Consider the following 12,493-nt stretch of genomic DNA (forward strand, 5'->3'; position numbering starts at 1 on the left):
AAATTATCACATGTATCTATCCATCGATATAAAAGCATTTTATTAAAATATATTTAATATTCCAGTTTATTTATGTTAATATTTTAAATATTAACATAAATAAACCAACCTACTTTTCATACAAAAATCTTCAAAGTTAAACGTGTAATTTACTTGCAGTTGAAAATGGCATATGAAATGAGGTTGAGAAAGTTATAAATCACTTTCTTTTATACAAAAAATTTTGTTGAAATAAAGGAGATTATAAATGATGAATGTATCTTTAATTACACCTACTACCGATTTACAAGAAGAATATTTAGATTTTTATAACGAATGGAAAGATAGCGGTGAAACGATGATTCCGTGGGTTATTTCAAAAGACCCTTCTAACTTCCCAGCTATGATTCAAGAATTAGTCGATGCACATAACGGAATAAATATTCCTAAAACTTGGGTACCAGATTCTACATATTGGCTTGTTACAGATGAAAATAGAATTGTAGGAGCTGTTAATATTCGCCATAGTTTAACAGAGCATTTGTTTAATGCTGGCGGCCATATCGGTTATGGCATTCGTCCTTCTGAAAGAAGAAAAGGATATGCTACGAAACTACTCGAGCTATCATTGGAGCAAACGAAGCAATTAAACATCACGAAAGCACTTGTTGTTTGCGACGAAGTGAATACCGCTTCAGAGAAAACGATTTTACATAATGGTGGTCTTCGTGATGAGGATTTTACTGAAGAAGATGGGAATGTTGTAAGAAGGTATTGGATTGAGCTATGAATGACTCACAAAAAAAGAAACCAGAAAGTGATTAAACACTTTCTGGTTTCTTTTACACTGCTTCTATTTCAAACTGCACTGTAATACCACTTGGATCTACTACCGTAAATCCATTTGTAGTTTCATGTATTTCATGTTGTTTTTCTATTAATCTTGCTTTTACTTCATCTAACGCTTCTTTATGAGGCAGTACAATCGTATACACTTTTAGTCCCGTTGCATGTGCTGGTGGATGTGGGTTATTTACCCCGTTCCACGTATTTGCACCAATATGATGATGATAGCCTCCTGCCGAAATAAACAAGCAATCATCTTCACGCTGTTGTACTTCAAAACCTACTGTATCTACATAAAACTCATGTGACTTCTCTACATCAGCTATTCGTAAATGTACGTGTCCAACTACCGTTTCGGCTGGTAAACCATCAAACTCATAATCAACGAGTGTTGCTAGTTCTTTTAAATCAAGTGGCGTACTTCCTCCTGGCCCTTCTCCCCATTGATCACGTGGACGGTCTGCATATATTTCGATACCATTACCCTCTAAATCTTGTAAATAAAACGCTTCGCTATACGTATGATCACTTGCGCTATTAAATCTTGAAATTGGTAAAATCTCATTTGAATATGTATAACGTCCTTCTTGCTCAACCGGACTATCAATTACCTTTTTATTACGAATAACACCAAATAGTGCCGAAGCAAAAACTTCACGAGTTGGAACTAAAAAGGCGACATGATATATACCCGTCGTACGTGGTTCTTGAAGCGCTGCATCTTCCACCTGCTCAAGAACGAGTAAAGCATTCTTACCACCTTTTCCAGCTAAATATGCTTTATTCCCCTCTTTCTTTATTACTTCTAAGCCTACTACATTCTCATAAAAAGCAATTTGACGCTCTAAATCTTTCACTTTAAACTCAACATGACCAATGCGTGTTTTCGAATGAATTTGTACCATGGTTAACTTCCTCTCCTAGTCCTTTATACTTTTCAAAATAAATTAACATAGCCGTTACTATGAAGGATACAACTAAAAGCACACTATGTAAATAAGAAAAATCAGAATTAATAGTTTTCATGCTCATTAATGACAAAAAAGCCATCTCCTCTGAAACTCAGAAGAGATGGCTTCTATTATACAAACTATAAATCTATCATTTTATTAGTCTTCAACTATAATGCTTATTTCATTTTATGTACTTCAGCAACTAACTTTCCGCCCTGAATGCCCATATAAAGCTTAACAGGAGCATCATTCGTGTTTTCAAATACTAAGTCTAAATATGGATATGCAATTGTAGCATCTCTTCCTTGTGGAACATAACCTACTGTTTTAGAGTGTGTCGTTCTCTCTACCATTTTTAAACCAGCTTGATCTGCTGCATTGTATAGAGTTGATGATGTTTGACAAACGCCACCACCATAACCATCTACTAATTTACCATCTACAATTTCTTTACCTAATTGATATCCTTTATCTGGCGTTGTATCACCGATTAATGCATTAAAAGAGAAACTATCTCCTTTTGCTAATACAACTCCATTTATGCTCGCTGCTGACAAACGAATATTCTCAATACGGCCACCTGCTGAGCCACCTAAATTCGTTTCATATCTACCAATTACCGTGCCACTTCCTTGCGCATCACTTAATGTTGCGGTAGGCTTTTTCTCAACGATAGGTAACTGATATGAAGAATCCCACATACCTACATTTAATAATTTGTCTACTAATTCTTTTTCCATTAATTCATAAGAAGGCTTTCCTTCTTGCCAACTTCCATCCGGTGCTATACGTGAAGGAACCATCTTTTTGTCAACGCTTTTCCCAACTTCACCAGCAACCTTCGTTACCGATTTTTTGAATTTCGCTTCATCTTCAAAATAGCCTAAACTCGATAAGTCTATTTTTTTCACTTCAGTACCAGTACGCCCATCCACTAAGCTAATTGAATCCTGCACATCAGCCTTAGCCTCTACAACGTTCCCACCAAAATCACTTACTAATGCCACATCACTTACTTTTGTGCCACAACCACTTACTACAGCTACGCATAGCACCCCTACTAATATACCCTTTATTTTTCGGAACAATATACTCTCTCCTTTTCCCCAACATTATTTCTTATGTATTATTTCACTTTTATGTATGTTTTGTTACAATCATTTTACAATATATTTAGAAAATGTTACAAGTTGTTTTTTACTCTATTTAAATTACTCTTTTCTTTTGTAAATGTCTATACATATTTATATAAATTTTTGAGTTTGATAAGATTGTAACTTTTGTGTAACCTATCTCTATCCAGTATATACCATTCAACAGATGAAATACAAATGTAAAACTCTTTCATTTCACCTCTCTATTCACCTGCATGCTTCAGAAACCGTAATGCCGATTTCTCATACATGATCATTATTAAACAACTTAAACCAAGTTTTTATAGACAAACACAATCAATCATTTCAGCGTATTTAGGTATTTGCCGTGCCACTACTCCGCTTTCGCACATACATTATGATGAATTCAACCCACCTTTAAGAAATGGAGGAGTATTTATGTATCCCTACAACCCTTATGATCCATATAACCAATATGGATCTCAACCTCAATATGATTTACAAGCACAATACCAACAATATATAGATCAAACAGAGCAAATTAATCCATACGATCCAAATCGCCAATTTCAACTTCCGATCTCTTTCCCTGGTACTGGAAACCGTCAACTAGAACGACGAGTAAATGAGCTTGAACAAAGAGTACGTCAACTAGAAAACACAGTTGAACGCCATACTCGTAGACTGAACCGTTTAAATCAGCGTCTACGTACAATAGAAAACAGACTTAACATTCCATTTTCAGCATTAGAAGACGGCTTTTAATTTCGAAAATAAAAAATATATAAGGAAGGGACTCTCCCTTCCTTATATAAATTGACGAAAGTTTTTTCCATCTCTATACTGATAAGAGTTAATGAAATGAAACAAGGTGATAAATATGGATTTTGAAATAAATTTTCTTTCCTTTTATGTGGTACAAGTTGAAGGAAAAGGTGAAGCAGTTGATAAACGCTACAAACATTTTCAAACATTAGACGCTGAAGAGTATGAAGATAGCTCTTTAAAAGAATTTTTGAATGGTGAATTATTAAAAATATCAAAACGAAAAGTAGAGCGTCATGCAAAAACTGAACAAGCTCCAACAAAGATCGGTCGCTTTATTGTAGAAGAAGGGCACGAACTCGATTCAAACCCTCATTACAACTTATTTAATCGCATTCGCTTTGCAGAAACAAAGGAAAACTTCAAAGATATGAGTGAACCTCTCGTTTATACATATCTCGATACAAGCGCTGTACGTGGTGGTGTATTTTTGATCGCGCAAGCAAAACTACGCAAATATTTTGATGATCCATTCGTATTCGTGATGAAATGTGACTTCGAACCAAAGGTCGCTTCAATTTCAGACGAATCAACACTTATTCGTAACGTTGAAATGGCCATCACAACAAAGAATATGAAATCTATCCAATATCCATACATGCCTGAAGAAGGTATGGTGGAGCCTGGCGAACTAAAAATACACCAAGCATCACACGCCCGTTACTTTGAAGACTTCTTAAAATTCGTCGAATACGAGCGCTCTATGCCTGAAATTATGAAAACACAAGTAATGGACATGGTATACGATCAAATTGAAGATGTATTTGAAGAAGGTACAGAAGAACGCGAACAATTCGACCAAGCGATGGAAGTATGGGCTGCCAGTCCAAAGCGTGAAATTATGGAACAATTTTCAACTGAAGAAGTAATGGAAGCTACTGCTCAAATTGTCGAACACGCCCCTGAAGTGGAATTAAAGCTAAAAGCAGATCATATCTCTGTGAAGGCTCTACTGGCTGATTTCGGTGATCAAATACATATTGCGAAGGTAAATGACCGATATGTACTTATGATCGAGGCTGATACACTTACGTTTGAGAAAGGGTTCTCTCCTATCGAGTTTCTGAAGCCGGATGAATTGCAAGACGTGATTGAGCGGATTGAGAAGAAGGCTTCCTCTATTCCGCAATACTAAAGGATTTATCGATATTTATTAACGTTATAAAATATCGAAGCGTGACCACAAATGTTGCCACGTTTGTGACCATTTTTTATAAAAATAACAGGTCTAATATTGAATAATAGCTTCAACTTCCATGCTAACGATTTATTGAGCGCTTGTAATTAGCGCTCTTTTTATTTCTCCACTTCCTTGTGTCCATTACGTGATCACTTAAAATATACGGTTACTGAAACATCCTAATTTACGCCCTTTTATATCGCTGACCAATCACTTGTCCGACCACTTCCTTCTATAGTGTGTAAGATATCTTGTTGCGCTAAATCCGTTTGTGACTTACGTTGCTTTGTTTGTTGCATGTCAGACTCTAAAGATTCTAGTTCCAACAGAATACATTGCAATCGTTTTGTTACGTCTCTCATCGCAAGCGCCTCCTATTAAACATCCTTTTAGCTTTTTCATTTGGATAAGATGCTCTTGTATCATTAAGCACTGCGTAGATTAACTTATCTACCGGCTTTGTGATAAAGCGCGTGTCATCAATCACTGCTTTCGTCACCATTACAAATTTATTTTGACGTAAATCAAGAACTCCAACTTTCAACTCTTCTCCTCCATTCATTGAATCTTGAAATCCTTACATTTACTATGACGCGACACTTTGTAACCTCACGCACTTTTTTCCGAAAAAATATAATTAATTTACGTTTTTATCATTCGATACGAAATAGTCTATTATTTTGTTATCATTTTTAACCATAATAAAATCCCCTCCAAGTGAAAGTGTAACATCCATGTTTATTCATGGCCTTTTTACACCGTCTACCTTAAGGGGATAATATCATATTCATATTTTGAATGTTGGAGTCCTTTTTTTGATAGGACGATTTAACACTTTCAAAAATCCGAAGGATTTTCAGTGCCCTCCTTTTCATGTGGGGGTGTGACTGTAAAGTCATAATTGTTTCCTTTAAAATACCCCATGTATCATTCTCCTCATCTCATTTTTTCTACAATTTAGCTTCATTCGAAAAACTTTGCAACAGAACCCTCGATGATATTCACCCTAAAACGTTCATTATTTTCTCCCCTGTAACTGGACCAACACCCATCTCTTTTCTCCAACTGCTTGTCGATGTATTTCTTCATAGTGAAATATTTTATGTAAATCTTCCAAAAACGGATAGTGATCAAAATCATCTATTAATAGTAGTGCATCTGATTTTAAAAAGTTACAAAAAAGAGGATAAGCGAGGGAACGTCCATTTCCATGTGGACCATCTAAAATCATGATGTCAAAGGATTGTTGTTCCAAAGCTAGCTGATCTACCTCAGCGTAAAAAGCGTTGTGAATGCCGAAAAAATTGTATTGGTTTTGAGGAACTGCTTTTCCATAAGATTCCCAAACCAGATGAGCTGATTGAGGATGCGAGAAGATTTTTTCCCATTCCTCATCGGTAACTTGCTTTAGTGTTTGTGAATGCACCGTAATGTTTTCTAGATCTTCTACACGTGTTGATAATTGTGTTGCCCAATCGTTGTCATGTTCTAATGTTGTAACCTTGATCTTTAATAATCCTGAAGAGGAAAGATACTTCCAGAATAAAGTAGATTGGCCCCCACCAAGTTCCAGAATATGATAAACTTTTTCTTGATCTTCCAATCTCAAACATAGATGAATGAGTGAATTTCTGCTTAACGCCATTCCTTCATATCCCCAGCCGTTTTGTTCAGATTTCGTTAGAAGTTCTTCTATATTTTTCCTTAGCATCGTAGTTCCTCCAATTTTAGATTCTATAATGAAAAAAGTATTCAGAATAAACATTATGCATTTTGTTTATAGAAAATAACTTTTTTGATTTGAAAAATAACATTAAAAGTCATGAGTCCACGAAAGAAATACAACAAGCAATCAAAGGCGTACTCGATGAACGGAATTTAATCGGTGAACTACAATTAGAAGAATGTGAAATCTTATGCTATTCAGATGAAACTGATTACCTCACAGATCAAACAATTACTGAAACTTACAAAAGAAAATTGGAAACTCATACAGAGTACTTACATAAAACAAATGAAAATCGATGCTTCATTTCGAAACCTTCCACAGAACCTTTTGCCTTATTCGTTATAGAAGAATCGCGAATGATTAACTCACTTAAAAGACACATACTAAAAAACTTCTATATCTATAAGTGGAATAGGAGTTTTTACATTGCTCACTAATAAATTTTCCTCATAAAAAGAGGACTAGCCTTAGATATCTTAATACGTTTACTTTATCTTTCCCTCTTCCTCCAGCTTCTCCATCTCAGCCAAATACCTAAGTTGCCGCTCCGCTTTTCTCAACGCCGTAGGAAAGTGTTTTTTCAGAAGTTCTACTGCAGATTCACTTATATAATATCTTTCCGTTATACTTTCCCACGTGTCACTACTTTCTAATGCACTCCATACAAAAGGACGCTCTGTATTTTTCTTCATTTCTTTAAATACCCATTTCCGCATCTTTTTTTTCGCTTTTTCTGTTAATTTCCCGTTCTTTACAAGTTCAAGCTCACCATGTCTTTTATATCGTTTGTTAATATCCCTCTCGCCATATACTTTAAGAAATATATTTGCTGTATTCTCAGCATCTGCTAAAGCACGATGTTGCCTGCCTTCCCATGTTAAACCGAGTTGTTCCACTGCAAATTGTAAACTCGGTGTATGTTCAAACAATTCTTCATACGCCTGGAAAACAAATTTTTGCAAATCAAACCTGCTCTCTTTTTCCATACATGGGCATTCTACACCGTGTAATGTACAATCTTGAGATAGAAAACGATAATCTTCTTTTCCCCATGAAATAAATATAGAATCTTCTCCGATAAACTGAATAAATTTCTCTATAATTTGAGGGAATTTCTCTACACCAATTAAATCTTTCTTTGTAATTCCAGTTAATTTTGTTGTATGACGAGTTAATGGAGCACTTGGTTTTACTAACTCTGAAAACTCTCCAATAACCTTCATTGTACTCACATCTATTTTTACAGCTCCAATATCAACTATTTCTGACGGATCTTCTGATTTATATGGCCTAAAATTCCTTTCAATATCAAACACAATGAAATGTGTAGCGTTTTTCAATTTGTATACCTCTTTCTAATTCCTATTAATATGAAAAGCCTAATTAACAGCTTCACTTTATTTTCAGTATCTATTTATACATGCAGTTTATACATTTAATACACTTAAATATAAATCAAAAATTCAGTCTTATTTCCAAATATACATAGGAGGACATTCATTCACCAAAAAAACGCAAAAAAAAGAAGGGCAAGCCCTTCTTTTTTCATAATTACTTCTTGTTTACGTTTGTAGCTTGAGGTCCACGGTTACCTTGTTCTACTTCGAAAGTAACTTCTTGACCTTCTTCTAAAGATTTGAAGCCGTCGCCTTGGATAGCTGAGAAATGAACGAATACGTCTTCTCCGCCTTCAACTTCGATGAAACCGAAACCTTTTTCTGAGTTAAACCATTTTACTTTACCGTTTTGCATGTAAAAAATCCTCCTACAATGTACCTATATGTACATATTCATTTTCAACCACTTTACAATAATACTTCATATATTAAAAAACTGCAACCCCAGAGGAGATTTAACATTGCTATCCTCCTCGGAAGTTACAGCTCATTTAAATCTCTATATTATTAAAAGTAAAATGGTTTAAGGTAACTATATCATATCAATATAATAAAAGTAAAGTTTTTTTTAAGTTATACAACTTTTTTCTTCCACTGCATCGCTTTTGATTCACCTGATCCAGCTACAACATAACCTTCTTTTTGATTAACAATGCGCCAACCGTGCCCTTTAACCGAATCACATACTGTAACAATTCCTTCATCAAGAAGCACACGGCAAACAGTGCTAATTCCCGCCTTATTTTGCGTTGACGTTGCATATAACACATGCCGATCTACACTTAAGTCTAAATAGCTACTAGCTTTTTGTTCACTTTGACATGTATGCCAACATATTTTATCACTTTCGATACTCTCATCTATTCTACAAAAAGAAATATTTCCGCTAATCCCCTTGCATGATCCACTTGCCGCTACTAAATAGGAATTATGTATAGTCAACGCAGAAATCATCTGATTCATCGTTATTTTAATTCTTTTTAATTTACGTGTCTCTAAATCAAAAAGCCAAACACCACCATATTTAGTATGTATTTTCGTACCGATAAATAAGTAATGTTTATATAAAAGTAATGATCGAATAGATGGTGCCTCGCTACCGTAATTAAGAAATGGCTGAATAGTCTCCCATGTGGAACCAAAATTATTAGAATGATACAGTGTTTTATCTCCATGAGCAATTACTGTTCCATTCTCATTACTACATACATTCCAGCTCGTTGCTTTCGTTGGAAAGCGCTGGATTGTCCACGTTTCTCCACCATTCATACTACGAATAAAAACTCCTTCGTCCCCTACTCCGTAAACTACGTTATCTTCACTATGTAAATCTCGAATTCGTTTTTGGAACCCAGTTAAAATCTGTTTCCATTCTCCATCTTTTTCAATGAATAAACCATTATATGTAGTAGCTAACAAAAGCTTTCCATCTCTTAACTTTGTAATAGCAGTTGCACTTAACATTGTTTCCACGTTGACACTCCCATTCTTAGAACTTCTCGGCAAAAGCAATTGCAAAATCACTGCATTTTTCAACGTCTTCTTTATCTTCTGGAGCTAATTCAATTTTCAATCCTTCTTGTACAAGTTCTGCCCCGCATTTTACAAGACGTTCTTCAAATATCGTTACCGCTTCACAAAACAGTTCATACGCCGTATCACCTGATCCAAAAACAGCCACTTTTTTACCCGTTAAATCTATATTTTCTAACTCATCATGGAAATCTTCCGCTTCAAATGGTAATTCACCATCACCCCACGTATAAGATCCTAAAATGATTCCATCATAAGCTAATAATTCTTCAGCATCCATACCTTCCATCTCTTGCAATACTACTTCATGATCAAAGGCATCTAAACTTACTTTAATTAAATCAGCAATACTCTCTGTATTTCCTGACATACTTGCATATGCAATTAAAATTTTCGCCACTTTGGCATCCCCCTCTTACAATAAATGATTCTCATTATCATTATATTAATAATGATAATCAATTTCAATTATATTTTTTGTTATTTTATTTTATTCCATAAAAAAAAGAACAGATGACTATACAATCATCCGTTCTTCTTTATTACTTTTTAAAAATACCAAATGGTTTTCCAACTGGTAATACAACTTTTCCAAAGTGTGTATTTAACACAGCTGCTGCTGAACCATAGAAAGATAATAATGAAATACATAGTTCAGAATACGCTGCTAAATTATGCATTGCATGCGGCATAACACCTAAAGTACTTAATGAAAGACCGATAAATAAGAAATCAATAAGGACGAAAATCATAAATAATACTTTATGTGTTTCCATTGCACCAATTGTCATAAAGATCGTGAAAATCAAGTATCCGATAAAGGCTACACCAAGCTGTTTTGAATCTGCAGTTTGGGCTAATTTTTCGCCAAATACTCCAAGTTGAATTAACCAAGTCATTCCAACACCTAACCAAAATAGGCCGTATGCACCAAATGCTGTTGTACCGAACGTATTATTATGCTTTGCATCGTGAATGCATGCAAAGATTTGTGCAAATCCTCCTAAAAAGATTGCCCATGGTAATACAAGCGAAACGCCATCTGTTAAGCCTAACTTTTGAGATGATGCTACAAGTGTTACCATCGCTAATCCAAATAAACCGATTCCAGATGGATCTGCTGTTGTCATTTTCACATGATGTGTAGTAGTTTGATTGCTCATATAAACCTCCTGATTATAAACATACTCGAATACAATACTTAAATCAGAAGGCTATGTCAATGGTTTTTTTTGTATGTTGTCAGACCTTATATTCTATAATAATCGAATATATTTTTGCCCACATCATAAGGTTTTATATTTAAATTTGACAACTCATTTATCGGCATCCATATAGGAATATAACTCCCTCTACCTTTCAGCTCGAATTCCTCACCTTTACCACTTCCGAAAACTCCATCTGTAATATGGGCATTATAATAATACTCCGTACCTTTATACTCCACCTTTGCAATAAGGTGCTCCACTTGTATATGTACCCCTAATTCTTCATAAACCTCTTGCTTCGTTGCTTCTTCTGGTGTTTCTCCTTCTTCAATTCCCCCGCCCGGAAAAACAAAATACATTTCATCTTCTCGAACACGTTTTATAAGAGCGATTTTACCATCCTGTACAATAATAGCCGCACCACGATTTCTTGTCATACTAGCAGTTCAACTCCAATGGCAACTGTCCCCCACTCTTCTTCTTGTTCTTTCGTATATATCTCGTATGTACTTTCTAACATTTTTTCTATACTAAGTTCTTCACAATCAAATAATTTTTTATCAATTTGTTTGTACATTTCTTTAAAACTCTCATATCGCTTTATCTCTGTTACCTTTACAATAATCATTTCTGCCGTCGTAAGGTTGGTAAATACAATTTCATCACCATGTTTTATTTGTTGACGCTTTTTATCATACAATCTAACTTCAAATACTTTTTTACCTGAATAAATAGATTGAAAAGGCTCATTATATAGTCCCATTTTATGTCTCATATTTCCCACTCCTTTTCATTAGTCTAACATATAGATATTATGAGAACTTGTACATTTCATACAGGAATATTCATCTTCCCTCTCTCAAAAATACTAAACTTAACAATCTTACCGGTTGTTAGAAGTGAAGAATTAATAATAATGATGCTATACTGTATACGTTGTCCAACAAATGAGAGGAGTTTACTATACTATGCGCTACGTTATCGTAACAGGAACTTCACAAGGTTTAGGTGAGGCAATCGCCGCGCAATTGTTAGAAGAAAATACGAGCATCATCTCTATTTCTAGGCGAGAGAATAAAAAACTCACAAAACTCGCAGAGCAAAACAACAGCAAATGTATTTTCCATTCCGTAGATTTTCAAGATGTACATAATTTAGAAACTCGCTTTAGCGAAGTTTTTTCATCTATAAAAGAAGACAAAGCTTCGTCTATTCATTTAATTAATAATGCGGGCACAGTTGTACCAATGATGCCAATTGAAAAAGCAGAAAGTGAACAATTCATTACGAACGTTCATATTAATTTAATCGCACCGATGATCCTTACTTCCACTTTCATGAAACATACGAAAGACTGGAAAGTAGAAAAACGCATTATAAATATTTCATCTGGAGCAGGAAAAAATCCTTATTTCGGATGGGGAGCTTACTGTACAACGAAAGCCGGTGTAAATATGTTTACACAATGCGTTGCTACTGAAGAAGCAGAAAAAGAATATCCTGTAAAAATCGTCGCTTTTGCACCAGGTGTTGTTGATACAAATATGCAAGCACAAATTCGTGAAACAAATAAAGAAGACTTCATAAATTTAGACCGCTTCATCGCACTAAAAGAAGAAGGAAAACTACTATCACCTGAATACGTTGCGAAAGCCATTCGTAGCTTACTAGAAACTGAGAATTTCCCGCAAGGTGAAGTAATTCGAATTGATGAATAACAAAAAGGCA

16 protein-coding genes are annotated in these 12,493 nt (G+C 34.9%); 4 read left to right on the top strand and 12 right to left on the bottom strand.

The genetic code is table 11. From position 1 onward, the window contains the following. Positions 1-250 precede the first annotated feature (250 nt). A complete protein-coding gene (locus QUF93_RS18675; RefSeq protein WP_289360998.1) occupies positions 251-769 on the top strand; it encodes a GNAT family N-acetyltransferase in 519 nt (172 codons plus the stop codon). Between the two features lie 52 nt (positions 770-821). Here QUF93_RS18675 and QUF93_RS18680 read toward each other — a convergent pair whose 3' ends face one another. Continuing rightward, entirely contained in the window at positions 822-1,730 is a 909-nt protein-coding gene (locus tag QUF93_RS18680) for a VOC family protein (RefSeq protein ID WP_289359805.1), read from the bottom strand. A gap of 224 nt (positions 1,731-1,954) precedes the next feature. Beyond that, positions 1,955-2,866 (bottom strand): VanW family protein, encoded by a 912-nt coding sequence (locus tag QUF93_RS18685; RefSeq protein ID WP_002111070.1) that lies wholly within the window; start codon positions 2,864-2,866, stop codon positions 1,955-1,957. Positions 2,867-3,331: 465 nt separating this feature from the next. On the opposite strand from QUF93_RS18685, the gene QUF93_RS18690 reads away from it, so the two are divergent. Continuing rightward, positions 3,332-3,658, top strand: a complete 327-nt coding sequence (locus QUF93_RS18690; RefSeq protein ID WP_002121259.1) for a hypothetical protein — start codon at positions 3,332-3,334, stop codon at positions 3,656-3,658. A 115-nt stretch (positions 3,659-3,773) separates the two neighbouring features. Beyond that, on the top strand, positions 3,774-4,853 hold the full coding sequence (locus QUF93_RS18695) for a DUF3900 domain-containing protein (RefSeq protein WP_289359806.1): 1,080 nt from the start codon (positions 3,774-3,776) through the stop codon (positions 4,851-4,853). Positions 4,854-5,092: 239 nt separating this feature from the next. Here QUF93_RS18695 and QUF93_RS18700 read toward each other — a convergent pair whose 3' ends face one another. From QUF93_RS18700 to QUF93_RS18745, 10 genes are all read right to left on the bottom strand, one after another. Next, entirely contained in the window at positions 5,093-5,260 is a 168-nt protein-coding gene (locus QUF93_RS18700; protein WP_289359808.1) for a hypothetical protein, read from the bottom strand. Beyond that, entirely contained in the window at positions 5,257-5,442 is a 186-nt protein-coding gene (locus tag QUF93_RS18705) for a hypothetical protein (protein WP_289359809.1), read from the bottom strand. Before QUF93_RS18705 ends, QUF93_RS18700 begins: the two co-directional genes overlap by 4 nt. A gap of 474 nt (positions 5,443-5,916) precedes the next feature. Then, positions 5,917-6,609 carry a hypothetical protein gene (locus QUF93_RS18710; RefSeq protein WP_289359810.1) on the bottom strand — a complete coding sequence of 231 codons (693 nt, stop codon included), beginning with the start codon at positions 6,607-6,609 and terminating at the stop codon, positions 5,917-5,919. A gap of 503 nt (positions 6,610-7,112) precedes the next feature. Beyond that, on the bottom strand, positions 7,113-7,967 hold the full coding sequence (locus QUF93_RS18715) for an exonuclease (protein WP_289359811.1): 855 nt from the start codon (positions 7,965-7,967) through the stop codon (positions 7,113-7,115). A 211-nt stretch (positions 7,968-8,178) separates the two neighbouring features. Continuing rightward, a complete protein-coding gene (cspB, locus tag QUF93_RS18720; RefSeq protein WP_002121270.1) occupies positions 8,179-8,379 on the bottom strand; it encodes a cold shock-like protein CspB in 201 nt (66 codons plus the stop codon). A 218-nt stretch (positions 8,380-8,597) separates the two neighbouring features. Further along, positions 8,598-9,497 (bottom strand): WD40/YVTN/BNR-like repeat-containing protein, encoded by a 900-nt coding sequence (locus tag QUF93_RS18725; protein WP_002121273.1) that lies wholly within the window; start codon positions 9,495-9,497, stop codon positions 8,598-8,600. A 16-nt stretch (positions 9,498-9,513) separates the two neighbouring features. Next, complete coding sequence (locus QUF93_RS18730) at positions 9,514-9,957, bottom strand: flavodoxin (RefSeq protein ID WP_001062757.1); 444 nt, start codon at positions 9,955-9,957, stop codon at positions 9,514-9,516. A 142-nt stretch (positions 9,958-10,099) separates the two neighbouring features. Continuing rightward, positions 10,100-10,720, bottom strand: a complete 621-nt coding sequence (locus QUF93_RS18735; protein ID WP_000070943.1) for an acetate uptake transporter — start codon at positions 10,718-10,720, stop codon at positions 10,100-10,102. Positions 10,721-10,806: 86 nt separating this feature from the next. Next, positions 10,807-11,202, bottom strand: coding sequence for an NUDIX hydrolase (locus QUF93_RS18740; protein ID WP_289359812.1), 396 nt, complete (start codon positions 11,200-11,202; stop codon positions 10,807-10,809). Beyond that, entirely contained in the window at positions 11,199-11,540 is a 342-nt protein-coding gene (locus QUF93_RS18745; protein ID WP_289359813.1) for an ASCH domain-containing protein, read from the bottom strand. The genes QUF93_RS18740 and QUF93_RS18745 overlap by 4 nt, the downstream gene beginning before the upstream one ends. 193 nt (positions 11,541-11,733) lie before the next feature. On the opposite strand from QUF93_RS18745, the gene QUF93_RS18750 reads away from it, so the two are divergent. Then, positions 11,734-12,483, top strand: a complete 750-nt coding sequence (locus QUF93_RS18750) for a (S)-benzoin forming benzil reductase (RefSeq protein ID WP_289359814.1) — start codon at positions 11,734-11,736, stop codon at positions 12,481-12,483. The last annotated feature ends 10 nt before the right edge of the window (positions 12,484-12,493 follow it).

Source organism: Bacillus hominis, assembly GCF_030348325.1.
Classification (GTDB): domain Bacteria; phylum Bacillota; class Bacilli; order Bacillales; family Bacillaceae_G; genus Bacillus_A; species Bacillus_A hominis.

Excerpts from the sequence above, each read along its gene's own strand:
- QUF93_RS18675 (WP_289360998.1), top strand. The coding sequence starts at position 251 with ATGAATGTATCTTTAATTACACCTACTACCGATTTACAAGAAGAATAT.
- QUF93_RS18680 (WP_289359805.1), bottom strand. The coding sequence starts at position 1,730 with ATGGTACAAATTCATTCGAAAACACGCATTGGTCATGTTGAGTTTAAA.
- QUF93_RS18690 (WP_002121259.1), top strand. The coding sequence starts at position 3,332 with ATGTATCCCTACAACCCTTATGATCCATATAACCAATATGGATCTCAA.
- QUF93_RS18695 (WP_289359806.1), top strand. The coding sequence starts at position 3,774 with ATGGATTTTGAAATAAATTTTCTTTCCTTTTATGTGGTACAAGTTGAA.
- QUF93_RS18700 (WP_289359808.1), bottom strand. The coding sequence starts at position 5,260 with ATGAGAGACGTAACAAAACGATTGCAATGTATTCTGTTGGAACTAGAA.
- QUF93_RS18710 (WP_289359810.1), bottom strand. The coding sequence starts at position 6,609 with ATGCTAAGGAAAAATATAGAAGAACTTCTAACGAAATCTGAACAAAAC.
- cspB (WP_002121270.1), bottom strand. The coding sequence starts at position 8,379 with ATGCAAAACGGTAAAGTAAAATGGTTTAACTCAGAAAAAGGTTTCGGT.
- QUF93_RS18735 (WP_000070943.1), bottom strand. The coding sequence starts at position 10,720 with ATGAGCAATCAAACTACTACACATCATGTGAAAATGACAACAGCAGAT.
- QUF93_RS18740 (WP_289359812.1), bottom strand. The coding sequence starts at position 11,202 with ATGACAAGAAATCGTGGTGCGGCTATTATTGTACAGGATGGTAAAATC.
- QUF93_RS18745 (WP_289359813.1), bottom strand. The coding sequence starts at position 11,540 with ATGAGACATAAAATGGGACTATATAATGAGCCTTTTCAATCTATTTAT.
- QUF93_RS18750 (WP_289359814.1), top strand. The coding sequence starts at position 11,734 with ATGCGCTACGTTATCGTAACAGGAACTTCACAAGGTTTAGGTGAGGCA.